General features: G+C 61.5%; 25 protein-coding genes. 19 read left to right on the forward strand and 6 right to left on the reverse strand.

What is annotated here, in order from left to right:
* Positions 1-45 precede the first annotated feature (45 nt).
* The gene (locus SIAM614_RS19340; RefSeq protein WP_006937122.1) at positions 46-1401 is read left to right on the forward strand and encodes an aminotransferase class III-fold pyridoxal phosphate-dependent enzyme; all 1356 of its coding nucleotides are present in this window, start codon (positions 46-48) and stop codon (positions 1399-1401) included.
* A gap of 111 nt (positions 1402-1512) precedes the next feature.
* Here the strand turns inward: SIAM614_RS19340 and hpaR are convergent, their stop codons facing one another.
* Positions 1513-1965, reverse strand: coding sequence for a homoprotocatechuate degradation operon regulator HpaR (gene hpaR / locus SIAM614_RS19345; protein ID WP_006937123.1), 453 nt, complete (start codon positions 1963-1965; stop codon positions 1513-1515).
* 102 nt (positions 1966-2067) lie between these two features.
* On the opposite strand from hpaR, the gene SIAM614_RS19350 reads away from it, so the two are divergent.
* The 8 genes from SIAM614_RS19350 to hpaI are packed head-to-tail and all read left to right on the forward strand — an operon-like array spanning position 2068 to position 9768.
* Positions 2068-2454, forward strand: coding sequence for a 5-carboxymethyl-2-hydroxymuconate Delta-isomerase (locus SIAM614_RS19350; protein WP_006937124.1), 387 nt, complete (start codon positions 2068-2070; stop codon positions 2452-2454).
* Positions 2455-2457: 3 nt separating this feature from the next.
* Positions 2458-3969, forward strand: a complete 1512-nt coding sequence (hpaE, locus tag SIAM614_RS19355) for a 5-carboxymethyl-2-hydroxymuconate semialdehyde dehydrogenase (RefSeq protein ID WP_006937125.1) — start codon at positions 2458-2460, stop codon at positions 3967-3969.
* Positions 3970-4010: 41 nt separating this feature from the next.
* Positions 4011-4865, forward strand: coding sequence for a 3,4-dihydroxyphenylacetate 2,3-dioxygenase (gene hpaD / locus SIAM614_RS19360; protein WP_006937126.1), 855 nt, complete (start codon positions 4011-4013; stop codon positions 4863-4865).
* Between the two features lie 20 nt (positions 4866-4885).
* Positions 4886-5866, forward strand: a complete 981-nt coding sequence (hpaD, locus tag SIAM614_RS19365) for a 3,4-dihydroxyphenylacetate 2,3-dioxygenase (RefSeq protein WP_006937127.1) — start codon at positions 4886-4888, stop codon at positions 5864-5866.
* Between the two features lie 29 nt (positions 5867-5895).
* Positions 5896-7314 carry a pyridoxal phosphate-dependent decarboxylase family protein gene (locus SIAM614_RS19370; RefSeq protein WP_006937128.1) on the forward strand — a complete coding sequence of 473 codons (1419 nt, stop codon included), beginning with the start codon at positions 5896-5898 and terminating at the stop codon, positions 7312-7314.
* The gene (locus tag SIAM614_RS19375; RefSeq protein ID WP_006937129.1) at positions 7311-8165 is read left to right on the forward strand and encodes a fumarylacetoacetate hydrolase family protein; all 855 of its coding nucleotides are present in this window, start codon (positions 7311-7313) and stop codon (positions 8163-8165) included. The genes SIAM614_RS19370 and SIAM614_RS19375 overlap by 4 nt, the downstream gene beginning before the upstream one ends.
* Positions 8162-8968, forward strand: a complete 807-nt coding sequence (hpaH, locus tag SIAM614_RS19380; protein ID WP_006937130.1) for a 2-oxo-hept-4-ene-1,7-dioate hydratase — start codon at positions 8162-8164, stop codon at positions 8966-8968. The genes SIAM614_RS19375 and hpaH overlap by 4 nt, the downstream gene beginning before the upstream one ends.
* Before the next feature lie 11 nt (positions 8969-8979).
* Positions 8980-9768 (forward strand): 4-hydroxy-2-oxoheptanedioate aldolase, encoded by a 789-nt coding sequence (gene hpaI, locus SIAM614_RS19385; protein ID WP_006937131.1) that lies wholly within the window; start codon positions 8980-8982, stop codon positions 9766-9768.
* 324 nt (positions 9769-10092) lie between these two features.
* Here hpaI and SIAM614_RS19390 read toward each other — a convergent pair whose 3' ends face one another.
* From SIAM614_RS19390 to SIAM614_RS19405, 4 genes are all read right to left on the reverse strand, one after another.
* Entirely contained in the window at positions 10093-11037 is a 945-nt protein-coding gene (locus tag SIAM614_RS19390; RefSeq protein ID WP_006937132.1) for an IS110 family transposase, read from the reverse strand.
* Positions 11038-11332: 295 nt separating this feature from the next.
* On the reverse strand, positions 11333-11995 hold the full coding sequence (locus SIAM614_RS19395; protein WP_006937133.1) for a L,D-transpeptidase: 663 nt from the start codon (positions 11993-11995) through the stop codon (positions 11333-11335).
* 172 nt (positions 11996-12167) lie between these two features.
* A complete protein-coding gene (locus SIAM614_RS19400; protein ID WP_050789431.1) occupies positions 12168-13106 on the reverse strand; it encodes a sugar kinase in 939 nt (312 codons plus the stop codon).
* A 2-nt stretch (positions 13107-13108) separates the two neighbouring features.
* On the reverse strand, positions 13109-13801 hold the full coding sequence (locus SIAM614_RS19405; protein WP_006937135.1) for a GntR family transcriptional regulator: 693 nt from the start codon (positions 13799-13801) through the stop codon (positions 13109-13111).
* A gap of 94 nt (positions 13802-13895) precedes the next feature.
* Here SIAM614_RS19405 and uxaC point away from each other — a divergent pair, with 94 nt between their 5' ends.
* From uxaC to uxuA, 9 genes are all read left to right on the forward strand, one after another.
* Positions 13896-15338, forward strand: coding sequence for a glucuronate isomerase (gene uxaC / locus SIAM614_RS19410; protein WP_050789432.1), 1443 nt, complete (start codon positions 13896-13898; stop codon positions 15336-15338).
* 23 nt (positions 15339-15361) lie between these two features.
* The gene (locus tag SIAM614_RS19415) at positions 15362-16342 is read left to right on the forward strand and encodes a TRAP transporter substrate-binding protein (RefSeq protein ID WP_040440634.1); all 981 of its coding nucleotides are present in this window, start codon (positions 15362-15364) and stop codon (positions 16340-16342) included.
* Positions 16343-16494: 152 nt separating this feature from the next.
* The gene (locus SIAM614_RS19420) at positions 16495-16992 is read left to right on the forward strand and encodes a TRAP transporter small permease (protein WP_157139973.1); all 498 of its coding nucleotides are present in this window, start codon (positions 16495-16497) and stop codon (positions 16990-16992) included.
* A 1-nt stretch (position 16993) separates the two neighbouring features.
* Entirely contained in the window at positions 16994-18274 is a 1281-nt protein-coding gene (locus tag SIAM614_RS19425) for a TRAP transporter large permease (protein ID WP_006937139.1), read from the forward strand.
* Between the two features lie 10 nt (positions 18275-18284).
* Positions 18285-18602, forward strand: coding sequence for a cupin domain-containing protein (locus SIAM614_RS19430; protein WP_006937140.1), 318 nt, complete (start codon positions 18285-18287; stop codon positions 18600-18602).
* Between the two features lie 27 nt (positions 18603-18629).
* Positions 18630-19454, forward strand: a complete 825-nt coding sequence (gene kduI, locus SIAM614_RS19435) for a 5-dehydro-4-deoxy-D-glucuronate isomerase (RefSeq protein WP_006937141.1) — start codon at positions 18630-18632, stop codon at positions 19452-19454.
* Positions 19451-20179, forward strand: a complete 729-nt coding sequence (kduD, locus tag SIAM614_RS19440; RefSeq protein ID WP_006937142.1) for a 2-dehydro-3-deoxy-D-gluconate 5-dehydrogenase KduD — start codon at positions 19451-19453, stop codon at positions 20177-20179. Before kduI ends, kduD begins: the two co-directional genes overlap by 4 nt.
* The gene (locus SIAM614_RS19445) at positions 20169-21623 is read left to right on the forward strand and encodes a mannitol dehydrogenase family protein (protein WP_229597983.1); all 1455 of its coding nucleotides are present in this window, start codon (positions 20169-20171) and stop codon (positions 21621-21623) included. Before kduD ends, SIAM614_RS19445 begins: the two co-directional genes overlap by 11 nt.
* Positions 21620-22807 carry a mannonate dehydratase gene (uxuA, locus tag SIAM614_RS19450; RefSeq protein WP_006937147.1) on the forward strand — a complete coding sequence of 396 codons (1188 nt, stop codon included), beginning with the start codon at positions 21620-21622 and terminating at the stop codon, positions 22805-22807. Before SIAM614_RS19445 ends, uxuA begins: the two co-directional genes overlap by 4 nt.
* Here the strand turns inward: uxuA and SIAM614_RS30715 are convergent.
* Positions 22804-24363, reverse strand: coding sequence for a COG3904 family protein (locus SIAM614_RS30715; protein ID WP_006937149.1), 1560 nt, complete (start codon positions 24361-24363; stop codon positions 22804-22806). The two genes, uxuA and SIAM614_RS30715, sit on opposite strands and share 4 nt — an antisense overlap.
* Before the next feature lie 282 nt (positions 24364-24645).
* On the opposite strand from SIAM614_RS30715, the gene SIAM614_RS30720 reads away from it, so the two are divergent.
* Positions 24646-25284, forward strand: a complete 639-nt coding sequence (locus tag SIAM614_RS30720) for an OmpA family protein (protein WP_050789433.1) — start codon at positions 24646-24648, stop codon at positions 25282-25284.
* Positions 25285-25340 lie beyond the last annotated feature (56 nt).

A 25340-nucleotide genomic window follows, 5' to 3' on the forward strand; every position in this document is an offset into this window, starting at 1 on the left:
CACTGTCACTGCTTGGTCTGCCCAAATTACCCAAGGAGACATGACATGAAGGATTCCAACTTCCTGAAGGAAAACAACGCCCGCCATGTCTGGCATCCGATGGCGCATCCGGCCGACAGCCAGACCAACCTGCCGACGATCGTGACCGGTGGCCGTGACGTTTTCATCACCGATGTCGACGGCCACGAAGTGCTCGACGCCGTCGGCGGCCTCTGGAACGTCAACCTGGGCTATTCCTGCGAACCGGTGAAACAGGCCATTGCCGACCAGTTGAACGCCCTGCCCTATTATTCGATCTTCCGCGGCACTTCGAACGACAAGGTGATTGAGCTTTCATACGAACTGGCCGACTTTTTCGCGCCGGACGGACTGTCCCGTGCGTTCTTCACCTCCGGCGGATCCGACTCGGTCGAAGTCGCTCTGAAGCTCGCCCGCCAGTATCACCGCATACGCGGCGAAGCCGGCCGCACCAAGTTCCTCAGCCTGAAGAAAGGCTATCACGGCACCCACTTCGGCGGCGCCAGCGTCAACGGCAACGGAAAGTTCCGCAATGCCTATGAGCCGTTGCTGCCGGGCTGCTTCCACATTCCCGCGCCTTACACCTACCGCAATCCGTTCAACGAGAGCGATCCGGCCAGGCTCGCCCAGCTTTGCGCCTCCGCGCTTGAAGACGAGATCGCCTTCCAGGGCGCGGGCACCATTGCTGCCTTCATCATGGAACCCGTCCTCGGCGCCGGTGGCGTCATGCCGCCGCACCCGAGCTTCATGCCGATGGTGCGCGAAATCTGCGACCGCAACGGCATCCTGCTGATCTCCGACGAGGTCATCACCGCCTTCGGTCGCACCGGCAGCGAAAGCGGCGCACGTCACTGGGGCGTGCAGCCGGACTTCATGTGCACGGCAAAAGCCATCACCAACGGTTACTTTCCGTTCGGCGCGGTGATGATCGCCGGTCATGTTGCTGAAGTTTTTGAAAAGGACACCAGCGGCATCGCCTCCATCGACACCGGCTACACCTATTCCGGCCACCCTGTCGGCGCTGCCGCCGCCCTGGCCGCCCTTGCTGAAATCCGCCGTCTGAAAGTGCATGAAAATGCCGCCGCGCGCGGCAAGGAACTGCTTGGCGGCCTGAAGGGCCTGCAGGAACGCTTCGAGGTGATCGGCGATGTGCGCGGCGAAGGTCTGATGTGCGCCATCGAACTCGTCTCCGACCGTGCAAGCAAGAAACCCTGCGCCAAAGACTTGCCAATGAAACTCCAGCAGGCCGCCTATGAGGACGGCGTCATGATCCGCGTCTCCGGCAACAACGCCATCTTCTCGCCGCCGCTGATTGTAACCGCGGATGATGTGAAGAAGATTCTTTCGGGTGTCGAAACCGGCCTGAAGGCGGTTTCCGGCTAAATCCCAAGGCTACGTCCCCAACCACGCTCTCCCGCCGGCTGGTCAACACCAGCCGGCTTCTTTCCCAGAAGCCCTATACGCCCAGGTGCCAGGCAGCGATGCGCCTGGCTTTCAGAGCTTCTGGAAATCCTCCAGGATGTCGAGAAGTTGGGCCAGCTTTTCCTTGCCGATGACCTCTTCGATACGCGCTGCGATCGCCTTGGCGTCCTGAAGCTTGTCATTGATGATCGCCTGCCCGGCTGGCGTAATCGCCACTGTCTGCTTGCGCCGGTCCTTCTCGTCCGCCTGACGGGTCACCAGCCCCTTTTCCAGAAGCGTCTGAACGATCCTCGTCTGACTGGGAAGCAGCAGACAGGCCCGCTCTGCCAGGGTCGAGGCGTCCTGGGGGCCGTATTCTTCCAGCACCCGCAGGATGCGCCACTGCTGCTCGGTGATGCCGCAGTCGGAAAGCATCTCCCGGATCGGCCCCATGACCTTTTCACGCGCCCGGATGAGGGCAATCGGGATGGAGCGTCTGGTTGACGGCAGCACGGAGCCGCCAGCGGGTTTGGTGTCGTCGATCATCCAAGGTCCATAGCGAATTGGCAGATTATTAGACACAAAAAGTTTGACAGTTTCGATCTCATATATTTAACATAGCAAATATTGCACTGTTAAGGAAATCCCATGCCGCACATATCGCTGGAATATTCCGCCAATCTGGAACAGCGGGCCGACATTCAGGCCCTGTGCGAGCATCTGCGTGCCCATGCCGCAACCATCGATGCCCTTCCCATGCCCGGTCTGCGCGTGCGGGCCATCCGGTGCGACCACTATGCAATCGCCGACGGCGACCCGAAACACGCCTTCATCGACATTTCCGTGCGCCTCCGCGCCGGACGTTCGGACGACGTCAAGCGCGACGCCGCCGAGCGCCTGTTCGCTGCCGCAAAGACTTTCCTGGAACCGGTTCTGGACACCAGCTCGCTCGCGCTATCGCTTGAGCTGCGTGACATCGACCCGGACCTTTCGCCCAAGACGGGCACCATACGCGACCATTTGGGGACTGTCTGACCCATGTCTGACCTTCAGAACAACATCGAAAAACTTGAGACCTATCTCGCCCACTTCCGCGAAACAGGCGTCCTGAACCAGATCGGCGGCAAGGCCTGCCCCGCCGCCTCTGGCGCCACGTTCGAAACCACCTCACCTGTCGACGACAGCCTCATCTGCCAGGTGGCCCGGGGCGATGCCGCCGATATCGATGCCGCCGCCAGGGCCGCCAAAGACGCCTTTCCCGCCTGGCGCGACATGGCCGCGACGGATCGCAAGAAGATCCTGCACAAGATCGCCGACGGCATCGTTGCCCGCGCGGAAGAAATCGCCTTCTGCGAATGCTGGGACACAGGCCAGGCTTTGCGGTTCATGTCGAAAGCCGCCTTGCGCGGCGCAGAGAACTTCCGCTTCTTCGCCGACAAGGCCCCAAGTGCCCGCGACGGCCAGGCCCTGCCCTCACCGACACTCATGAACATCACGACGCGCCTTCCGATCGGTCCGGTCGGCGTGATCACGCCGTGGAACACCCCCTTCATGCTGTCGACCTGGAAGATCGCGCCGGCGCTCGCTGCAGGCTGCACCGTGGTCCACAAGCCGGCGGAATTTTCTCCAGTCACTGCACGCATCCTGATGGAAATTGCAGAAGAAGCCGGCCTGCCGAAAGGTGTCTGGAACCTTGTCAACGGCCTCGGCGAAGAAGCCGGCAAGGCCCTGACCGAACATCCGGACATCAAGGCCATCGCCTTTGTCGGCGAAAGCCGCACCGGGTCCATGATCATGCGCCAGGGCGCCCAAACCCTGAAGCGGGTCCATTTCGAGCTTGGCGGCAAGAACCCGGTGATCGTCTTCGACGACGCCGATCTCGACCGGGCACTGGATGCGGCAATCTTCATGATCTATTCGCTCAACGGAGAACGCTGCACATCCTCTTCGCGCCTTCTGGTGCAGGACACGATTGCCGATGAATTCGAGACAAAGCTGGTGGAGCGCGTCAACAACATCAGGGTCGGTCATCCGCTCGACCCCAAGACCGAAATCGGTCCGCTGATCCACAAGACTCATTTCGACAAGGTGACCGGCTACTTCGAAACCGCCCGCCAGGATGGCGCGACGATTGCCGCAGGTGGAACCCGCGTCGGGACGGAAGGCTGCTTCGTGCGTCCTACCCTCTTCACCGGCGCGAACAACGCCATGAAGATCGCCCAGGAAGAAATCTTCGGCCCGGTCCTGACCTCCATCCGCTTCGGCTCGGAAGAAGAAGCACTTCAGATCGCCAATGACATTCCCTACGGCCTGACCGGTTATGTCTGGACCAACGACCTGACGCGGGCGCTGAGGTTCACCAACGGTCTGGAAGCGGGCATGATCTGGGTGAACTCGGAAAACGTCCGCCACCTGCCCACCCCCTTCGGCGGCGTCAAGGCCAGCGGCATCGGCCGCGACGGCGGTGACTGGTCGTTTGAATTCTACATGGAACAGAAACACATAGGCTTTGCGACCGGCCAGCACGCCATCCCGCGCCTTGGTGCGTGAGGAATGTGAACGACATAAGATCGCAGTAACGGGAGGAGACTATGGGAGAAATCGTTCTCGCGGCCAAGGTCACGCATGTGCCGACCATGCTGATGTCGGAACAGCCCGGACCTGTGGAGGGCAAGCGTCAGCCGGCTATCAACGGTCATTACGAAATCGCGCGCCGGGCAAAAGCGCTCGGCGCGACGACGGCGATCGTCTGCGACACGCATTGGGTGATCAACGCAGGCTTTCACATCAATGCCAACAATCGGTTCGAAGGCCTGTTCACCTCGAACGAATTTCCGCATTTCATCCAGAACCTGCCTTACGCCTACGAGGGCAACCCGGAGATGGGCGACGCCATCGCAAGAGAGGCAACCGAGCGCGGCGCTTTCACGCTCGCCCATCATCTCGACAGCCTGGAACTTGAATACGGCACGCTGGTGCCGATGCGGTTCATGAGCCGGGAACACGACATGAAGGTCGTCTCGGTCGCTGCCTGGTGCACGGTGCACGGCCATGACGAGAGCCGTATCGTCGGCGAAGCGATCCGGGCGGCAGTCGAAGCCAGTGACGAGAAGGTGCTGCTGCTTGCCTCGGGCTCCCTGTCTCACAAGATATGGGCCAACAAGGACTACGCCGCCAACAACGGTACTTTCACCATCTCGTCCGAGTTCAACCGGCAGGTCGATCTGCATGTCCTCGACATGTGGCAAAGGGGCGATCATGCCACCTTCCTGAAGATGTTGCCGGAATATGCCGACCATTGCTGCGGCGAAGGCTCCATGCACGACACCGCCATGCTCTATGGCGCGCTCGGCTGGGACAGCTACACCGCCGAATGCGAGGTCGTGACCGACTATTTCCCCAGTTCCGGTACCGGACAGACCAACGTCATCTTCCCGGTCCAATAGGTTTATCGCAGGAGCCTTCCATGCCCATTCCGGCCCCCAATCTCTATCCGCCCTTCAACATCATCCGGCTCAGCCATGTGGAACTGGGCGTCACGGATCTGGCCAAGAGCCGGGCCTTCTATGTCGACACGCTCGGGCTTCAGGTCACGGACGAATCCGATGAGGCGATCTATCTGCGCGCCATGGAAGAACGCGGCCACCATTGCCTTGTCCTGCGCAAATCTGCAGATGCCGCTGCCCGTGATCTCGGCTTCAAGGTGTTCGACGAGGAAAACCTCGACAAGGCCGCGCACTTCTTCAAGGGCAAGGGGCTTCCGGTCGACTGGGTCGAGCGGCCCTATCAGTCGCGCACATTCCGGACCCGCGATCCGCACGGCATTCCGCTGGAGTTCTACGCCAGGATGGACCGTCTGCCGCCGATCCATCAGAAATACGCACTCTACAAGGGCGTGAAGCCGCTCAGGATTGACCACTTCAACTGCTTCTCGCCGGACGTCGATGCCTCAGTCGCCTTCTACAACGAGCTCGGCTTCCGGGTGACCGAATACACGGAAGACGAGGCAACCGGCCGTCTGTGGGCCGCCTGGACGCACCGCAAGGGCGGTGTCCACGACATTGCCTTCACCAACGGCAGGGGGCCGCGCCTGCATCACACCGCCTTCTGGGTGCCCACCCCGCTCAACATCATCGATCTTCTGGACCTGATGGCAACCACTGGCTGGGTGTCGAATATCGAACGCGGCCCGGGCAGACACGGCATTTCCAACGCCTTTTTCCTCTACATTCGAGACCCGGACGGCCACCGGATCGAGATCTACTGTTCGGACTACCAGACGGTCGATCCGGATCTGGAACCAATCAAATGGGATCTGAAGGATCCGCAGCGCCAGACACTCTGGGGCGCCCCTGCCCCAAGGAGCTGGTTCGAGGAAGGATCCCTGTTCGAGGGAACGGAAGTTCAGCCTCCCAGCCTTGCCGCACAACCGATTGTTGCGCCATAGGTGAAACAGACAACGGTTGGACGACAGCAATGAACTGGACTGATTTTGCCGGCTGGGGCCGGCGGGTGGCCGACTGGGCCGCAGACTATCATCAAACCCTGCGGCTGCGGCCTGTCCGCGCGCAGGTGAAACCCGGTGCGATCTTCAACGCTCTGCCCGAGGCACCGCCAGAACTTGCCGAGGAGATGGAGACGATCTTCGCGGATTTCGAGAAGATCGTGCTGCCGGGCATGACCCACTGGCAGCACCCGCGCTTCTTTGCCTATTTCCCGGCCAATGCCTCGCCCCCGTCGATGCTGGCGGAATATCTCGTCACCGCCATGGCGGCCCAATGCATGCTGTGGCAGACCTCTCCTGCCGCCACCGAGATGGAAACCAGAATGATGGACTGGCTGCGCCAGGCCGTCGGACTGCCCGAAACCTTCACCGGGGTGATCCAGGACAGCGCGTCCACCGCAACGCTTGCCGCCGTGCTGACCATGCGCGAGCGCGCCCTTTCCTGGGACGGCAACAAGGCCGGCCTCAGCGGTCAGCCGCGCCTGCGCGTCTATTCCTCCAACGAGGTCCATACCTCCATCGACAGGGCCATTTGGATCTCCGGCATCGGCCAGGACAACCTGGTCCGGATCCCGGTTCAGGGCCCGCGCCGGTCGATGGATCCAAACGCCCTGCGTGCGGCCATTGAAGCGGATCTTGAAGCCGGGTACCGGCCCGCGGGCATCATCGCCTGTACTGGTGGAACCGGTGTCGGCGCGTCCGATAACGTTGCCTCTGTGGTTGCTGTCGCGAAGGACTTCGGCCTCTATGTGCATCTTGATGCAGCCTGGGCAGGCGCGGCCATGATTGTGCCCGAGTACCGCGACCTCTGGGCCGGTGTCGAAGGCGTTGATTCCATGGTCTTCAACCCGCACAAATGGCTCGGTGCCCAGTTCGACTGTTCCGCCCATTTCGTCCGCAATCCGGAAGACCTCGTGCGAACGCTGGCGATCCGGCCGGAATATCTGAAGACCCACGGCCACGACGGCATCATCAACTATTCCGAATGGTCCGTTCCACTCGGCCGCCGCTTCCGGGCTTTGAAACTCTGGTTCCTGCTGCGCTCCTATGGCCTTGAAGACCTGCGGCAGCGGCTGCGCAACCATGTCGACTGGTCGGTCGCGCTCGCCGAACGCCTGCGCGCCGAACCGGATTTCGAGATCACCTCCGAACCTGTCCTGTCCCTGTTCAGCTTTCGCTATGCCCCCTCAGGCGGGCAGGATCTAGACACGCTCAACCAGACGCTTGTCGACGCCATCAATGACGATGGCCGGATCTACCTGACCCAGACACTGCTCGACGGCGCCAAGGTGATCCGCTTCCAGGTCGGACAGTTCGACTGCACCCAGGAAGATGTCGACGTCGCCTTCGACGTCATCCTTGAAATTGCCAGAAACATGGAGCCCGCATGACCCGGCTCGCGACCTACAGCGCCGATGACAGACAATACTATGGCGCCGTCACCGACAACGGCATGATCGCCCTGTCGCCGGATTTTCCGCAGTGGCCGACGCTTTACGACGCCATCCACGCCGGCGGCTTGCAGGACCTTGTCCTGGCCGCCAGGGACAAGCCGGTGACGCATACAAACTTCACCTATGACATGGTGCTGCCGAATGCTCCGCGGATCCTGTGTGTCGGCGTCAATTTTCCTGACCGCAACGCGGAGTACAAGGACGGCAGCGCGCAGCCGAAATACATGTCGCTGTTCCCGCGGTTTGCCAGCGGGTTCACCGGTCATGAGCAGCCGCTGATCCGGCCGCCGGAAAACCACACGCTCGATTACGAGGGCGAAGTGGCCATCGTCATCGGCAAGACCGGCCGGCGGATCAAGGCGGAAGACGCCTACGACCATATCTGCGCCCTGACACTGTGCAACGAAGGCACCATCCGCGACTGGGTTCGCCACGCAAAATTCAATGTCACCCAAGGCAAGAACTGGGACCGGTCGGGCTCGATCGGCCCCTGGCTCGTGCCTTTCGAAAACGCTGAGCAACTTGACGAGGCCCGCATTCAGACCCGCGTCAACGGAGAGCTGCGCCAGGATGATTACCTCAAGCGCATGACCTTCCCGATCCGCGAGGAAATCGCCTACATCTCGACCTTCATGACACTTCAGCCCGGTGACATCATCGTCACCGGCACGCCGACGGGTGCAGGAGCCCGGTTCGACCCGCCCCGCTATCTGAAACCCGGCGACGTGGTCGAGATCGAAGTCGAAGGCATCGGGCTGCTGCGAAACGGAGTTGAGGACGAAACATGAGTCTGAGCGAAGCAGAGATTTCCAAAGCTGCAAACGATCTCCTGAACGCGGAAAAGACGCTCAAGCAGGTCGGCCTTCTCACCCTGCGCCATCCGGACCTCGATATGGACGGGGCCTATGCAATCCAGAAGGAACTTGCCAGGGCGAAGCTCGCCGAGGGCCGCAAGACCATCGGCTGGAAAATCGGCCTGACGTCGAAAGCCATGCAGGATGCGCTCAAGATCGACACGCCGGACAGCGGCGTCCTCTTCGACGACATGCTTTTCGAAACCGGAGCCACCGTCCCGAAGGGCCGGTTCATTCAGCCGCGCATCGAACCGGAAATCGCCTTTGTCATGAAGGCGTCCCTCGGCGGTGCCAATGTCACGCGCGAGGACGTTCTGGCCGCAACGGATTACGTCTGCCCGAGCCTGGAAATCCTCGACACACGCATCCAGCGCGTCGACCCGGCAACGGGAGAGGCCCGCAAGATCTTCGACACCATCGCCGACAACGCCGCCAATGCCGGTCTGGTTCTGGGCACCGAAAGGCACGATCCCGCCACCACCGACCTGCGCTGGATCGGCGCCATTGTCAGCCGCAACGAAGAGGTTGAGGAGACCGGTCTTGGTGCGGGCGTCCTCAACGATCCGGTCGAGGCCGTCGTCTGGCTGGCGCGGCGCATGGCCGATTACGGACAGACAATCGAAGCCGGACAGATTATTCTCTCCGGATCCTTCATCCGGCCGGTTGAATGCCCGCCCGGTTCGAAGGTTCACGCCGACTTCGGCCCGTTCGGGTCCGTTTCCTGCTCTTTCGCGTAATTAGGAATACCATGCCAGCGCCTCAAAACGCCTTCAAAGCCGCCATGAAGTCCGGTCAGCCGCAAATGGGCTGCTGGGTGGGCCTTGCCGATGCCTATACGGCGGAGATCACCGCAAGTGCCGGCTTCGACTGGCTGCTGATCGACTGCGAACATGCGCCCAACGATCTCAGATCCATGATGGCGCAATTGACCGTGGTCGAGGCTTCCGGCAGCAAGCCGGTGGTCCGGGTGCCCATCGGCGAGACCTGGATGATCAAGCAGTTCCTCGATGCCGGCGCGCAAACGCTGCTCGTCCCCATGGTGGAAAGCAAGGCCCAGGCGGAAGACCTTGTCAGCGCCGTGCGCTATCCGCCGGTTGGCGTACGCGGCGTCGGATCAGCCCTCGCCCGTGCGTCGCATTTTTCCGCGATCTCCGATTACCTGACAACCGCCGACAGCGAAATCTGCCTGCTGGTTCAGGTGGAAAACCGCGCCGGCCTGGTTGAACTCGATGCGATCCTGTCGGTCGAGGGCGTCGACGGCGTCTTCATCGGCCCGTCGGATCTGGCCGCCGATATGGGCCACCTTGGCGACCCGATGCACCCGGAAGTCGTGGCCGTGATCCTGGACGCCCTGAAGCGCATCAAGGCCGCCGGCAAGGCCCCGGGCATCCTGACCACCAATTTCGATTTCGCCCGCGCCTGTCTGGAGCTCGGCGCAACCTTTGTCGCCACGTCCATCGACGTGACCCTCTATGCCGCCGCCATCCGCGGTGCGGCACGGCAGGCAAAGGAGCTTCTTGGATCGGTCGAAGGGTGACACCAGAGGGCACTGCCTCCCGGTCTGGTCCCGTCCATATGCATAGCGAGGCGGGACCGGAAAGCAGGCAACTCCGGAACAAGGTGCCCATCTTTCGAAACGGGCCTGACGGCCCTTCTCAGGATGAGGCTATTGGGCTGCGGTTCGAAATGTTCTTGGTCGGCCGGATAACAGACGTCTGCCTGCCCAGTATCCAGGTCACCACGCCAGACAGCTCACGCTATCGGACTGACCAACCCGGAAAGCTGCTTTACCCAAACTGCCCACACCCACTCCCCTCATCCTGAGGAGCGAGCCTGCTCGCGTCTCGAAGCAACCATGTTTTTAGGTGCTCATCGGCTGCCATTCCTTATTGTCCCTGACCATTGCGTTGAGGATGGTCAGGAGTTTCCTGGAGCAGGCGATGATTGCCTGTTTCTTGCCTGTTCCACCTTTGATGAGGCGTTCGTAGAAGGTTTTGATGATGGGGTTGTGGCGTGCCGCTGACAGGCTTGCCATGAACAGCATCTTGCGCACCTTGGCCCTGCCGCCGGCGATCCTGCGTTGCCCCCGCATCATGCCACTGTCTCTGGCGAAGGGCGCGACGCCAACCAGGGCAGCAATGGCCCGCCGCGAGACCTGCCCCAGTTCGGGCAGGAACGCCAGGAGGCTGACGGCGGCGACCGGCCCGATGCCCGGAACGGCCCTGAGCTGGTCATAGCGCTGGCTCAACTCGGCCTTTTCGCGAATGCAGCTCTGGATCATGCGGTCCAATTCCGCAAGCTTGGCCTCTATCGTCTCCAGTATATCCCGGTGCATGCGCTCCAGATCAGCATCGTCATTGAGGCCGAGCTGATTGCGCAGCCGGGTCTTCTCGGCAACAAAGCTGTCCCGAGCAGAGGCATAGCGCGCAAGCTTCGCCTCGACGTCGCCCGGACGAGGAGCCGACGGCGGATCAAACACCTGCGCATAGTGGGCCAGAACGGCTGCATCCAGCCGGTCGGTCTTGGCCAACCGACTACCGGCCTTGGCAAAGTCCCGGGGGCGGGCCGGATTGACCACACAAACATGGTATCCCTGCTGCTGCAGCGCCTGCACCGCCTTGCGTTCATAGCCACCCGTCGCCTCAAGGACCACGCTCTCGACTGGATGGGATGACAACCATCCCTCAAGAGCCGCATGGCCGTCACCATCATTGGGAAACCGCTGGCTTTTGCCGACTGGCAGAACATGCACATCCAGCGCTGCCTTCGACACGTCAATTCCGACAAAGTGCTTGGTCTCGTCCATCTGTCCCTGCCTTATCTACGCACTCTTGCGCGAGCAACCATTCGGGATAAGTTGGAAAGTGGACCGGGAACCTGGCTTCGAACGGACTTGCCGAGTACCCAGGATGGTACGGTCTCCGGCCCACTTGGGAGGGCAGCAACCGGCCCTCCCAAGACCAATCTAATCAAATCTCAACAGATAAGGATGGGCCGCGTGAACGAAAAAGAGCCGCCGGTCCACGTGAACGGACCTGGCGGCTCTTAGATAACATGGCCGGAATGAATCACGCCTTCCTCACGAATGGCGCAACGGGGACCTAGCCCAGTACGACCACCTTGGTGCCGACATCGACACGGTTATAGAGGTCGATGATGTCCTGATGCCACATGCGGATGCAGCCGCTGGAGGCATTGGTGCCGATGCTGGACGGCTGGTTGGTGCTGTGAATGCGGTAGAGCGTGTCCTTGTTGCCCTGCCACAGGTACAGGCCGCGCGCGCCGATCGGGTTGCTGGGGCCACCTTCCTGCCCATCGCGATATTTTTCCAGCTTCGGATCGCGTTCGATCATTTCGTCCGGCGGGAACCATTTCGGCCATTCACGCTTGAAGCGGATTTCCGCTTCGCCATTCCAGGCAAAGCCGGCACGGCCAACACCGATGCCATACCGGATGGCCCGGCCGCCAGGCTGGATCAGGTAGAGAAACTTGTTTGCCGGATCGACGACGATTGTGCCCGAGGGATACTTGCTCGGATAGAACACCACCTGACGCAGATATTTCGGGTCGAACTTCTGGTACTGGATGGCAGGGATTGCAAATCCGCCGTCGGTTCTTGCGGCATAGGCCGTCGCATAATCCGGCGTGCCATCGGCCAGCGGGTTCAATCCCGCCTGCACGGTAGAGCTTTGCTGGCTTTGGCAGGCGGCCAACAGCAGGGGTATTGCGGCAACAAATGTGCGTCGGCTCATCTTGGAAGCCATATTCGCGTCCTTTCAGCGGCATTCTCGAACCGTCAGCACTTGCAATAATACGGTTCTGACCGGATCAGAAAATTTTAAAGACACATCACGCGATCCGAAACCGAAAGCAACATAATTATGGTAAACAGTTGATTAAAATCGGGACGTTTCTGCCGTTAGGCCACACAAGAGGTCAGGCGCTCAGCCTGTTGCGGCAGGCGATCAGATCGATTCCCGTCACCGGTACGAGCGCGCCTCGGCTGCCGATCACATGAGCAGCAAGGGCACAGCCGGCCCGCACGGCTTCGCGTATTTTTGCCCGTATCATGTATTCGACCAGGAAGGCGGCGTTGAAGCTGTCGCCCGCCGCTGTCGTGTCGACGACCGCGGCGACCGGCTCCGGCTGATACTGAAAGCTGTCGCCATCCGCCCCACGCACAAGAACGGGTCCGGCTCCGTTTTTCACCACGACCAGCCGGGCGCCGTTGGCAAGATAACGTGCCGCGGTCGCCTCTTCATCAACGTCACTGAAATAGCTGGCTTCATCCTCGAAGGACGGAAGAACGATGCCGGCGGTGCTCGCGGCCTTCATCGTCCAGTGGCACATCTCATCGATGGATGGCCAAAGGCGCGGCCGCAGGTTCGGATCGAAGACGATCTCCGCCCCGCGTCCGGCAGCCGCCTGCAAGGCAGCTAGCAGCCGGTTCCGGGCGTCTTCGGCCAGGATCGCTATGGTAATGCCGGAAAAATAGAGTAGATCCCCTTCCCCGGCCGTCTCCAGTGCGGAGAGATCGTCGGCAAGATGCCTGGCTGCGGACTGCGAGCGCCAGTACTGGAAGCTCCGCTCGCCCTCGCTCAGAAAGATCATGTACATGCCGGGCGCCGCGCCTGGCACCCGGGCCATGAGGGTGCGGATACCGGCTGCCTCGATGAAATCCGTCAGTTGCCCGGAGAGCCCGTCATCGCCGACAGCGCTCAGATACGAGACCTCAAGCGTCGCGGGTTCTGCCAGTTGCCGGGTGTACCAGGCAGTGTTGAACGTATCCCCGGCAAATCCAACCGCATAGGTTCCGGATGGTGTCGGTGAGAATTCGACCATGCATTCGCCGATGGCGATAAACCGCTTCGGCATGCTCATTCCTCGAAATGATCCTGGTTCTCGGCGCGAATGCGGCCGAGAATGGTGGCAATCCGGCCAAGGTGGTCGGTCAGCATGGACTCGGCCAGTTTGCCGTCCCGCCTGCGAACGGCCGACATGATACGGTAATGGTCATCGAGCGCAGTCTGGGCGCCGGAGGCCAGGGACAGGAACCGCACCCGGTCCATATGCGCCTTTTGTTCGCGGATCAGCGCCCAGACGTAGTCATGACCCGAGATTTCGCAGATCCGGCGATGAAACGTGTCGTCGAGCGAGTGAAACAACTGGCGTTCATTGGCATCCACGGCCGCCTGCTGCTGTGCGAGAAGCTCTTCCAGATCGTCGATCTGTTCGTCTGTGATCACGTCGATGGCCGCCCGCATGCAGGCGACCTCCAGGGCGGTGCGCACGAATTTCGCTTTCAGCACCGCCGCTTCCGAGATCTTGGAGATGACCGTTGCCCGTTGCGGGCGGATGAGCAGAAAGCCGAGCTGCGACAGACGGTAGAACGCATCGCGGACCGGCTGGCGGGACACGCCGAAGGCCTTGGCCACTTCCGCTTCGGACATGCGTGTTCCCGGCGCCAGGTCCAGAGACAGGATCTGCTGGTGCAATTCCTCGAACACCGTGTCTGCCACGGTCGGGATCTTGATCGGCTCGAGCACCTTCAGGGCGCTACTTTCTGACATCAGCGTTTGTCTCCGTTGACTCGACTAATCAACTAGCATATCAGTTTACTAGTCGCAACATCGGCCTGTTCGCAGGCAGCCTTTGGAGAAACGAATGTCATTGGAAAGAGCGGATGCACCGGATATCTCGGGACAGGGCCTGGACCCGCACCGCCTGTTTCCCGCCGATGCAGCCTCGCGCAAGATCGCCGCAGAGCTTTACGCATCCGTCAAGGATCTGCCGATCGTCAGCCCGCACGGCCACACGGACCCGCGCTGGTACGCTGAAAACGAGGCTTTCCCCGATCCGGCACAACTGTTCATCGTTCCCGACCATTACGTCTTCCGCATGCTGTTCTCGCAGGGTATCGACCTCAGCGACCTGGGTGTGCCGCGCATCGACGGCGGCCTGAGCGAGACCGACAGCCGCAAGATCTGGCGCATCTTTGCCGAGAACTTCCACCTTTTCCGCGCAACGCCCTCACGCATGTGGCTGGAACACGCCTTCCAGGAAGTCTTCGGCTGGACCAGACGCATCTCCGCCGACACCGCGGATGAAGCCTACGACCACATTGCCGATTGCCTCACCCGTCCGGAATTCTGCCCGCGTGCCCTCTTCGAGCGCTTCAACATCGAGGTGATCGCGACCACGGAATCGCCGCTGGACGACCTGAAATGGCACCGCCAGATCCGTGACAGCGGCTGGAACGGCCGCGTTGTCACGGCCTACCGCCCCGATCCGGTGGTCGACCCGGAATTCGAGGGGTTTGCCGCCAACATCGAAAAATTCGGCGAACTCGCCGGCGAGAACGCCACCACCTGGCAGGGCTACCTCAATGCCCACCGGGAACGCCGGGCCTACTTCAAGTCCTTCGGCGCAACCTCGTCCGATCACGGCCACGCCACCGCGCGCACCGAGAACCTTTCGGCTTCGGAAGCCGAGGCCCTGTTCCAAAAGGCCCTCAAGGGTGGCTGTTCACCGGAAGAAGCCGACGCCTTCCGGGGCCATATGCTGACGGAAATGGCGCGCATGAGCCTCGAAGACGGGCTGGTGCTGCAGATCCACCCGGGCAGCTACCGCAATCACTCGGCCGGCATCATGGCAGCTCATGGCCGCGACAAGGGTTTCGATATCCCGACCCAGACCAGCTACGTCAAGGCGCTCAAGCCGCTGCTGGACGCGGTCGGCCTGGAAAAGAACCTGTCGATCATTCTTTTCACCCTGGACGAGACAGCCCTTGCACGGGAACTGGCACCGCTGGCCGGTGTCTACCCGACACTCAAGCTCGGTCCGGCATGGTGGTTCTACGACAGTCCGGAAGGTATGCGCCGCTTCCGGGAACTGACCACGGAAACTGCGGGCTTCTATAACACAGTCGGTTTCAACGACGACACCCGCGCCTTCTGCTCGATCCCGGCCCGCCACGACGTGGCGCGTCGGGTCGACTGCGCATACCTCGCATCGCTCGTGACATCCGGGAGGCTGGACGAGGACGAGGCATATGAGGTCGCTCACGACCTCACTTACAGGCTTGCGAAGCAGGCCTACCGGCTCTGACGAGCCAATTTCGGGAGGAGAGTATGAAAGTATTGAAGACACTTGCGGCGTCGCTTCTGGCGACGGCCGCCCTCACAACCGCATCGTTCGCATGCGAAGTGACCCTGAAGTCGTCCGACACCCATCCGGACGGCTATCCGACGGTGGAGGCCGTCAAGCAGATGGGCAAGCTGCTCGAAGAGCGTACGGACGGCCGCATCTGCGTTGAAGTGTTCCATTCCGCGCAGCTCGGCGAGGAAAAGGACACCATCGAGCAGACCAAGTTCGGCGTCATCGACCTGAACCGCGTGTCCATGGGCCCGTTCAACAACCTTGTGGAGGAAACCAAGGTCGTCTCGCTGCCCTACATCTTCAAAGGCGTCGATCACATGCACACCGTCATGGACGGCCCGATCGGCGAAGAGATCCTGGCGGCGTTCGAGCCGCACGGCTATGTCGGTCTTGCCTTTTACGACGGCGGCTCCCGCAGCTTCTACAACAAGGTCAAGCCGATTAAATCGATTGAAGACCTTGAGGGCATGAAGGTTCGCGTCATGCAGTCCGATATCTTCGTCGACATGATGTCGGCCCTCGGCGCCAACGCGACGCCGATGCCCTACGGCGAAGTCTATTCGTCCATCCAGACCGGCGTTATCGACGGTGCGGAAAACAACTGGCCGTCCTACGAGTCGTCCGGTCACTTCGAAGTTGCCGGCTACTACACCCTGGACGAACACCTGATCGTGCCGGAAGTGCTGGTCATGTCGAAGAAGTCCTGGGACAAGCTGTCTCCGGAAGACCAGGCTGCCGTCCGCCAGGCCGCAAAGGACTCCGTGCCCTTCATGCGCGAACAGTGGCAGGCCCGTGAAAAGGCGTCTGAGGAAAAGGTCCGCGCGGCCGGTGTCGAAGTCGTCACAGAAATCGACAAGGAGCCGTTCATGGCAGCCATGGACAGCGTCTACGAAAAGCACGTGACGTCCGAAAAACTGAAGGATCTCGTCGCCCGCATCCGCGCGACCGACTGATCTTTGCATGCCCGCAGCCGGAAGTGCTGTTTCGCGGTCCGTCGACTGCGGAACGGCCCGGCTGGCTGCGGGCCGTTTTTCAGGATCCGCCTCGCCCCGGTTCCCCGCTTCAGGATATCGACGTGCAGCCTCATCTCAAGTTCGCCGCGCAGATGTTGCGCCTTGTCTCCACGGCAGCGCTCTGGCTCGCCGGAGGCGGCCTTATTCTCATGACCGTTTTCATCACCGCGCAGGTGTTCATGCGCTACGTAATGAACGACAGTCTCGTGTGGTCGGAACCCGCGTCCGTCATCCTGATGGGCTGGTTCATCTTCCTAGGCGCCGCCGTCGGCATCCGGGAAGGTTACCACCTCAGTTTCGACGTCCTGCTCTACTTCCTGCCGCAAGGGGCCAAACTGGTTCTCTACAGCATCTCCGACACTGTGGTCGCCGCCTTTGGCGCCGGCATGGCCTGGTACGGCGCGGAACTGGCGCTGTCGGCCTGGGACGTGAAACTGCCCTCGCTCGGGGTTTCGGGCGCGGTCGATTTCCTGCCGCTGGTCGGCGGCGGCTGCCTGGTTTTTCTCTTTTCCATCGAACGCCTGATGCGCCGTGCAGCCGGTCTGCCGACCGCACGTTTCGGCGAAGACCCTATCGAAGAGGCAGCATGACATGGAACCCGTAATCCTCTTCGGCACCTTCACGATCCTGCTGCTGATCGGCACCCCTGTTGCCTTCTGCCTGGGTGCGGCCTCTCTGGCCACAGTGCTCTACATGGACCTGCCGCCCGTCGTCGTCTTCCAGCGCTTGAACTCAGGCGTTTCCGTCTTCGCGCTGATGGCGATCCCCTTCTTCATTTTCGCCGGCGAGTTGATGGTGCGCGGCGACATCGCGCGACGACTGGTGGCGCTCGCCGGGGCCGTGGTCGGGCACATGCGCGGCGGCCTCGGCCAGGTGAACATTGCCGCCTCCGTCCTCTTCGGCGGCATCTCCGGCTCGGCTGCGGCGGATGCGACCGCAATCGGCGGACTGATGATCCCGCAGATGAAGGAAAAGGGCTATTCGGTCGAATACGGCGTCAACGTCACCGTTGTCTCATCGATCATCGCGCTGATGCTGCCGCCCTCGCACAACATGATCATCTATTCGATCTCCGCCGGAGGGCGGCTTTCCATCGCGGATCTCTTCACCGCCGGCATCCTGCCCGGCCTGCTGCTCGCCGTTTCGCTCATGGTCACCGCCTGGTTCGTCGCCCGGCGCGCCGGTTATCCGACGGAGCGCTTTCCCGGCCTTTCAGCTCTGGGTTCACTGTTCATCAATGCCATTCCGGGGCTCCTGCTGATCGGCATCATCTTCGGCGGCGTGCGTTCCGGCGTGTTCACAGCGTCTGAAAGCTCCTGCATCGCGGCTGTCTATGCGCTGCTGGTGACAACACTTGCCTATCGCACCATGCACTGGCCGGAATTCGTCGCTGCCACCAAGGCCGCCGTGCGGACCACCGCCATGGTCCTTCTGGTCATCGGCTGTGCCGCTTCCTTCGGCTGGCTGCTGGCCTTCCTGCACATCCCGGCGCAACTGGTGTCATTCCTGAAAGGCATTTCGGACAACCCGCTGCTCATTCTCTTGATGATCAACATCGTTCTGCTCTTTCTCGGCACCTTCATGGACATGTCGCCGCTGATCGTCATCACCACACCGATCTTCCTGCCGGTCGCCACCGCCTTTGGCGTCGACCCGGTCCATTTCGGCGTCATCCTGGTACTCAACCTCGGTATCGGCCTGTGCACGCCGCCGGTCGGCACCGTGCTCTTTGTCGGTTGCGCCGTCGGCCGGATATCGGTCTGGGATGCGATCAGGACGATCTGGCCCTTCTATGGTGCCGCCGTCTTCACCTTGCTCCTGGTGACCTACATCCCGTCCCTGTCGCTGTGGCTGCCATCCCTGTTCCATTGAGGCATATCGAATGTTCGTGAAATCCTATCCCGAAGTGACCGCTGATCCGGGCGTCCGCCGGCAGGTCCTGTCCGACAGTCCGGATCTGATGGTCGTCGCCTTCCGCTTTCTTGAAGAAGGCACGGAAGGCAAGCTGCACAATCATCCGCACATACAATCGACCTACGTCGAAAGCGGTCGCTTCCGCTTCACGATTGACGACGACGACTTCGACGTCGGCCCCGGCGACAGTTTCATCATTCCCTCCAATGCGGTGCACGGGTGCCTCTGCCTGGAGCCGGGAACGCTGATCGACACCTTCACGCCCCGCCGCGACGACTTTCTTTAAAGACTGCCTGCTTCCAAGGATTTTGCCATGCTGACCGTTGAAACCCGCTACGCCATCGACCCGGACACCGCCAAGACGCTCGACACCGCAGGTCTGCGCCAACACTTCCATGCCTCGGGCCTGTTCGAGGAGGGCAGGATCAACCTGATCTACACCCACTACGACCGGCTGATCCTGGGTGGTGCCGTGCCTGGCTCCGGCGAACTTGTGCTGGACGAAGTCAAGGAAGCGGGCACCTCGTCGCTTCTCGACCGGCGCGAACTAGGCATTCTCAACATCGGCGAGGCCGGCACAGTGAAGGCGGGCGGCGAAACCTATCAGGTCGGCAAGGGCGACGTGCTTTACATCGGCATGGGTTCCGGCCCCGTCACCTTCTCCGGACCGGGCCGTTTCTACATCCTTTCCGCTCCCGCGCACCGCACTTGCCCAAGCCGGCTGATCACCGTCAAGGACGCCCGCCGGGTGGAACTCGGGTCGGCGGAAACCTCCAATGAACGCGTCATCCTGCAGTTCCTGCATCCGGAAGTCGCCGAAAGCTGCCAGCTGCTGATGGGCTACACCCAGTTCGCCCCCGGTTCGGTCTGGAACACCATGCCGGCTCATGTGCATGATCGCCGTATGGAGGCCTACCTCTATTTCGAGCTCGGCCCGGACCAGCGCGTGTTCCACTTCATGGGCAAGCCGGAGGAGACCCGGCACCTCGTGATGGCCAACGAGGACGCGGTGGTCTCCCCGCCGTGGTCGATCCACTGCGGCGCAGGCACGGGCGCCTACACCTTCTGCTGGGCCATGGCCGGCGATAATGTCGACTTCACCGACATGGACATGGTGGCAATGGGAGACCTCAGATGAACCCCTTTTCTCTTGAAGGCAAACGCGCTCTGGTGACAGGAGCCAACACCGGCATCGGCCAGGCCATCGCCATTGCCATGAGCAACGCGGGCGCCGAAGTTCTGTGCGCCGCCCGTCGCGACTGCGACGAAACGCTGGCCCACATCGCCAAGGGCCGCCATGTGCCGCTCGACCTGTCCGACCCGATGGCCGCCGCGCCGCTGTTCGAAGCGGAACAGATCGACATCCTGGTCAACAACGCAGGCATCATCCGCCGCGAGCCGGCAACGAGCTTCAGCGAGACCGACTGGGACGACGTCATGGACGTGAACCTGAAGGCGGTCTTCTTCTCCTGTCAGGCCTTCGGCAAGGCGGCGTTGAACGCCGGCCGCACCGGAGCGATCGTCAACATTGCGTCTCTGCTGTCCTTCCAGGGCGGCATCAAGGTGGCGTCCTACACCGCCGCCAAACACGGTGTTGCCGGCCTCACAAGGTTGCTCGCGAACGAATGGGCGGCCGAGGGCATCAATGTCAACGCCATTGCCCCCGGCTATATCGCCACCAACAACACCGAAGCCCTGCGTGAGGACCCCGAGCGCAGCCGGCAGATCCTGGAACGCATTCCGGCCGGACGCTGGGGCGAAGCCAGCGACATCGGCGAGGCGGCGGTCTTTCTCGCCTCGCCTGCTGCCAAATACATTCACGGTGCCATCCTGAGCGTTGATGGAGGCTGGCTTGCACGCTGACTTGCCGCGCCTTTCCAGAACGAACCCGGCGCCGAAAGCCGGCATCGTGCACCTGGGTCTCGGCGCTTTTTTCCGGGCCTTCGGCGCCATCTACATCGAAGACGCCATCAAAGCCTCCGGCAATACCCGAGGGGATGACTGGGGCATCATCGGCGTCAGCCTGCAAAGCCCGCGTATGCACGACCAGCTGGCTCCGCAGGACTTTGTCTACACCGCGCAGGAACTTGGCCCGGAGGGCGAAAGCCTGCGCCAGGTGGAGATCATCCGGGATGTGCTGGTCGCCCGGGAGAACCCGGAGGCGGTGCTGGCGGCGATGGCCGATCCCGCCATCAGGATCGTCACCCTGACCGTCACGGAAAAAGGCTATTGCCACGACCCGGCAACCGGCAGGCTGAACACTGACCACCCGGACATCGTTCACGACCTCAAGACCGCGCTCCCCGTCTCCGCCCCGGGATATCTGGTGCGAGCGCTGGCACGACGCAGGGCAGCCGGCCAGCCCCCCTTCACCGTTCTCACCTGCGACAACCTGCCGGACAATGGCCGGCTGGTCCGCCGGATCGTGTTGGACCTAGCCGAAAGGCTCGATCCGGAACTGGCTGCCTGGATTGAAGCCGAGGGCCGTTTTCCGGCAACCATGGTCGACCGGATCGTGCCGGCCACGAAACCGGAAGATGTCGACGCGCTCGCCCGGAAAACAGGCTGCTACGACGCGGCGCTGGTGCTGCATGAACCGTTCCGGCAATGGGTGGTGGAAGACGATTTTGTCCCAGCCTACGGCGCGGACGCCAGACCGGACCTGGGGGCCGCAGGCGTCGAGCTCGTGGACAGTGTCACCGCCTTTGAACACATGAAGCTGCGCATGCTCAACGGCACGCATTCCGCGCTCGCCTATCTCGGCTATCTCGCCGGACACGAGACCGTTGCCGAAACCGTCGCCGATCCGCTCTTCGCACGTTTCGTGAAGGACCTTTGGCTTCGGGAAATCATTCCCTCGCTCGAAGCGCCCCCGGGAACGGACCTGGAAGACTACGCGGATGCGCTGTTCGCCCGCTACGTCAATCCCGGCATCCGGCACCGCACCTGGCAGATTGCCATGGACGGAAGCCAGAAACTGCCTCAGCGCATTCTGGGAACCGTGCACGACAACCTGACAAACGGGCGAAACTGCCCGGGGCTCTGCCTCGCCATTGCCGCCTGGATGATCTACGTCGGCGGCACCGATCTTGAGGGCAAGCCGATTGACGTGCGCGATCCGTTGAGCGAACGCCTGCAGTCTCTTGTCCGCGAGGCCGATGGCGACGCCGGCGAAGTGGCCGCGCTTCTGGGCGTTACCGAAATATTCGGCCCCAAGCTGGCCGCTGCCCTGGAGCCGTCCGTGACCTCCGCCTACGCCGCCTTGAAGGCCGATGGCGTCCGCAACACAATCGGGGCTTTGTCATGATCGAAGGCTGGCGCTGGTATGGCGGTTATGACCGCATCTCGCTTCCCGAAATCGCCCAGACCGGTGCTGTCAGCATCGTCACGGCGCTGCACGAAATTCCCTACGGCCAGATCTGGCCTAGAGAAACCATCGCGAACACCCGCGCGCAGCTTCAAGGTGCCGGGTTTGACTGGACCGTCGTGGAAAGCCTGCCGGTTCATGAAGCCATCAAGCGCGGCGAAGGCGACCTTGCCGAGCTCTTCGCCAACTACCGGCAATCGATGGCAAACCTTGCTGCCGAAGGCATCAAGGTCATCTGCTACAACTTCATGCCGCTGCTCGACTGGACGCGGACAGACCTGACCGCCCCTGTTGCACGCGGAGGCACCTGCCTGCGGTTTTCCGCCGCCAAGATGGCCGCCTTCGAGCTCTACATGGTCCAGCGGCCCAACGCAGAAGAAGACTATTGCGAGCAAGTGCTGGCCGAAGCGAAACGCTGGTTCGAAGCCGCGACACAGCCGGACCTCGACCGGTTGACGCAGTCCATCATGGCAGGCCTGCCCGGCGCCTATGACCGCTACGACCCCAATGGCCTGCGCGAGGCCCTGCTCCCCTATCAGGGGCTCGACCGCGCTGCGCTCAGGCAGAACCACAAGCGCTTTCTGGAGGAAGTCGTTCCAACTGCGGAAGAACTTGGTCTGAAGCTGGCCGTCCACCCGGACGATCCGCCCCGGGATCTGCTCGGCCTGCCGCGTATCGTCTCGGATGCGGACGATATCAACTGGATACTGTCAGCCGTGGAAAGCCCTTCCAACGGACTGACACTCTGCTCCGGCTCCCTTGGCGCCAACCCGAAAAACGATGTGACTGCAATCGCGGAACGCTTTGCCGGCAAGGTCCATTTCGCCCACCTGCGCAATGTCGCAAAAGACCCGGACGGCTCGTTCGAGGAAGCTGCCCACCTTGGCGGCGACACCGACATGCCCGCATTGCTCGGCGTGCTTCTTCGCGAAGAAGCCAGGCGCCGGCGTGAAGGCCGGGCGGATGACGAAATTGTCTTCCGGCCCGATCATGGTCACGAGCTTCTGACCGACGCCGATCGCGGTGCCCATCCGGGCTATCCCCTTATCGGGCGGATGCGCGGCCTTGCCGAGCTGCGCGGCGTCATTGCAGGCCTGACGGCGGCAGGGGCCGTCCCGGCCTAGCCACCACACAGGACGTGCCCGCGGACCTCGTCTTCGGGCACGCCCAGCGCTTTCAGCAGTGGCACGTCGATGACACTATCGGCGCGGTTCAGCAGTTGCTTGCTGGCCCGCCCGATGGCCTTGCGCGTGTTGGGGCCAAGCGACCCGTCCGGTGTGCCGACGTCAATGCCGCTGTAATTGAGCGCTTCCTGCACCAGCCGCACCAGACCGGCGTCATATTCATCGACCTGGCCGCAGAAATCCTGCGGGACTTTTGCAAAGGCAAGGCTTGCCGGAATGCGTTTGAAGGAGGTTTCGAACGTCGGCATGTTTTCAGCAAACAGCTCGACAAAATAAAGCAGCGCCACCCGGTGATTGTATTCCTTCAAAGCCAGCCCGATCTCCGTGTTGTCAATGCCGGTGGCAATGTTCATCAAGGTCTCGGCGTCGCGCGCACGAAAGGCTGAAAGCTTGCCCTTGGCTTCCAGTTCGAACAGCGCCACTTGCCCGAATTCGCCGAGCAGACATTTCGAACTGCCGTCGCAGACATAGGAGCGCCAACTGTTTCCATCCTGGCTCTTGACCCCGAGACAGACAAAATTCTGCCCGGTGACATAGGTCAGAAAGGTGCGTTCGTTCGATTGCAGATTGGCCAGCAGCTCTGGAGACAGAGCGTTAAAACGCCCCTGATAGACGCCGGAGCAATAGGACAGCATCTGGCTGCGGCCAAGATTGGACAGATCCTGCGGACGTCCGACGACAAAAATGCCTTCGCCCGCCATTTCCGCCAGGGACAAGTGATACATGGACCCGGGCTTTGTGCCGTACATATTGCGCATGAAGCCGATACCGATACCGGTGCTGAGGAAATAGTCCGTGACCTCGTTGACGCCCTGGTTCATCAGCCGGACGACATGCTCCACCTGATCCGCGCTGTAGTTGCCTTCAGGAAGCTGGAGGAAGGGCTGGTGGATACCAAGACGGGCCGTTTCATGCGCAAAACGCCGCGGAAAGAAAAAGCCCTCATAGCGCGTATAGCCTGCCAGAAAGATCAGTGAACAGGCGGATTCGCAGATGGCGTTTTCCGGAAGCAAGGTGATGAAATTCTGCCCGGCGATATATTTGCCAATCTCCAGCGCCTCGCGCAGGTTGCCGCCTGGGCTGTTGAGGGAAATCACGTTGTTGTAGGGGCAGTAACCCGGTTTCAGGCAATCCGAAAACCCGGTGCGTTCAACGAGTTCCTTCAGGCGATCGAGATCTCCTTTCTCGATCTGGCCCTCGATGAAAATGACCTTGCCCGTTTTCAGCCCACCCCAGGCTGGCACGATATGCAGCGTCTCATAGGTATGCGCGCCGTCGCCAGAAATGCCGTTTTCGAAATAGGGCAGTGACCCGTCTTTCACGGCCCCCTTCGACGTAAAGCCATCCTGAAGGCCTCTGGCATGGCTGATGGCTTCCTCGCTTACGGTGCCTAGGTCCAGAAGCTGATATCCCGCCGACCTTGCGGGATTGTCATCAAGCAAGCGGATGTCGGCGGCATGGGAGCGGGAATATGCGGTGGCACAAACCACCAGCATTGCAAGCGTCCGTATTACGCCCGGACAAAAGCCCTTTCCCGACACCGCCGCTACAGCGTTTCGCAACATGATCAGCCCCTTGTTTAATCCGTTTGTCAGTAACTTGAGTTGGTAAGGTCTCAAGTCTGGCAGGGATAGTGGGACAGCGTCAAATACACATCTGACGCAGTGCCCACTTCCATTTTTTGGCAACCCTATGGTAGAACCGGATCAATCCTTGGGTACAGTCCTTAAACGGTTCGGTTTATTGCCATGAAGCCTTTTGCTTTTCTTTTGATTTTTATGTCCCTGGTTCTGCCCGCGGCGGCGCAAAGCACGATCACGCTTGAAGATTTCGATCTCGGCGGCGACAGCAAACCGGCAACATCCGCCTCGCGTGGCGCAAGCGCCTCGGCGGAAACCGAAATGGAAAAATGCCTGCTTGATCAGGCTGGCTGCAGCAATTCGGAATTCAAGTCCAACACCACCTTCTCGCTGGACGATGTCGTCAATCTCGGCATCGTCGACCGCGAGGAAGTTGCCGCCACCCCGCCTTCAGGCGACGGCGCGCCGGTCACCGCTGCAACCGACCCTCTGCCGACCATCGATATGGAAATCCTGTTCGATTACAACTCGGCCTCGCTTCGCCACGACCAAGCCGCGAAACTCGCCGAACTGTCGCGCATGCTCAGTCAGGAAAAGTTCAAGAACTATCGCTTCCTGCTGCTTGGCCACACGGATGCAAAGGGCAGCGCGCAATATAATCTCACCCTCTCGCAGCAGCGCGCTCAGACGATCGCCGGGTTTGTGACCGCCTGGGGCAGCCTTTCGGAAGAGCGCGTCCTGGCAAGCGGCATGGGCGCTTCCAAGCTTAAGGATCAGGGCGACCCTTACGGCGAACAGAACCGCCGGGTTCAACTGGTCCTGCTGCCGGTCAACTGATCCTCCCAAGAGGACCTACCGACACGGTAACCCCTCCATCGTCATCCCGGTCAAGC

Source organism: Roseibium aggregatum IAM 12614, assembly GCF_000168975.1.
GTDB lineage: Bacteria > Pseudomonadota > Alphaproteobacteria > Rhizobiales > Stappiaceae > Roseibium > Roseibium aggregatum.

Excerpts from the sequence above, each read along its gene's own strand:
- SIAM614_RS19340 (WP_006937122.1), top strand. The coding sequence starts at position 46 with ATGAAGGATTCCAACTTCCTGAAGGAAAACAACGCCCGCCATGTCTGG.
- hpaR (WP_006937123.1), bottom strand. The coding sequence starts at position 1,965 with ATGATCGACGACACCAAACCCGCTGGCGGCTCCGTGCTGCCGTCAACC.
- SIAM614_RS19350 (WP_006937124.1), top strand. The coding sequence starts at position 2,068 with ATGCCGCACATATCGCTGGAATATTCCGCCAATCTGGAACAGCGGGCC.
- hpaE (WP_006937125.1), top strand. The coding sequence starts at position 2,458 with ATGTCTGACCTTCAGAACAACATCGAAAAACTTGAGACCTATCTCGCC.
- hpaD (WP_006937126.1), top strand. The coding sequence starts at position 4,011 with ATGGGAGAAATCGTTCTCGCGGCCAAGGTCACGCATGTGCCGACCATG.
- hpaD (WP_006937127.1), top strand. The coding sequence starts at position 4,886 with ATGCCCATTCCGGCCCCCAATCTCTATCCGCCCTTCAACATCATCCGG.
- SIAM614_RS19370 (WP_006937128.1), top strand. The coding sequence starts at position 5,896 with ATGAACTGGACTGATTTTGCCGGCTGGGGCCGGCGGGTGGCCGACTGG.
- SIAM614_RS19375 (WP_006937129.1), top strand. The coding sequence starts at position 7,311 with ATGACCCGGCTCGCGACCTACAGCGCCGATGACAGACAATACTATGGC.
- hpaH (WP_006937130.1), top strand. The coding sequence starts at position 8,162 with ATGAGTCTGAGCGAAGCAGAGATTTCCAAAGCTGCAAACGATCTCCTG.
- hpaI (WP_006937131.1), top strand. The coding sequence starts at position 8,980 with ATGCCAGCGCCTCAAAACGCCTTCAAAGCCGCCATGAAGTCCGGTCAG.
- SIAM614_RS19390 (WP_006937132.1), bottom strand. The coding sequence starts at position 11,037 with ATGGACGAGACCAAGCACTTTGTCGGAATTGACGTGTCGAAGGCAGCG.
- SIAM614_RS19395 (WP_006937133.1), bottom strand. The coding sequence starts at position 11,995 with ATGGCTTCCAAGATGAGCCGACGCACATTTGTTGCCGCAATACCCCTG.
- SIAM614_RS19400 (WP_050789431.1), bottom strand. The coding sequence starts at position 13,106 with ATGCCGAAGCGGTTTATCGCCATCGGCGAATGCATGGTCGAATTCTCA.
- SIAM614_RS19405 (WP_006937135.1), bottom strand. The coding sequence starts at position 13,801 with ATGTCAGAAAGTAGCGCCCTGAAGGTGCTCGAGCCGATCAAGATCCCG.
- uxaC (WP_050789432.1), top strand. The coding sequence starts at position 13,896 with ATGTCATTGGAAAGAGCGGATGCACCGGATATCTCGGGACAGGGCCTG.
- SIAM614_RS19415 (WP_040440634.1), top strand. The coding sequence starts at position 15,362 with ATGAAAGTATTGAAGACACTTGCGGCGTCGCTTCTGGCGACGGCCGCC.
- SIAM614_RS19420 (WP_157139973.1), top strand. The coding sequence starts at position 16,495 with ATGTTGCGCCTTGTCTCCACGGCAGCGCTCTGGCTCGCCGGAGGCGGC.
- SIAM614_RS19425 (WP_006937139.1), top strand. The coding sequence starts at position 16,994 with ATGGAACCCGTAATCCTCTTCGGCACCTTCACGATCCTGCTGCTGATC.
- SIAM614_RS19430 (WP_006937140.1), top strand. The coding sequence starts at position 18,285 with ATGTTCGTGAAATCCTATCCCGAAGTGACCGCTGATCCGGGCGTCCGC.
- kduI (WP_006937141.1), top strand. The coding sequence starts at position 18,630 with ATGCTGACCGTTGAAACCCGCTACGCCATCGACCCGGACACCGCCAAG.
- kduD (WP_006937142.1), top strand. The coding sequence starts at position 19,451 with ATGAACCCCTTTTCTCTTGAAGGCAAACGCGCTCTGGTGACAGGAGCC.
- uxuA (WP_006937147.1), top strand. The coding sequence starts at position 21,620 with ATGATCGAAGGCTGGCGCTGGTATGGCGGTTATGACCGCATCTCGCTT.
- SIAM614_RS30715 (WP_006937149.1), bottom strand. The coding sequence starts at position 24,363 with ATGCTGGTGGTTTGTGCCACCGCATATTCCCGCTCCCATGCCGCCGAC.
- SIAM614_RS30720 (WP_050789433.1), top strand. The coding sequence starts at position 24,646 with ATGTCCCTGGTTCTGCCCGCGGCGGCGCAAAGCACGATCACGCTTGAA.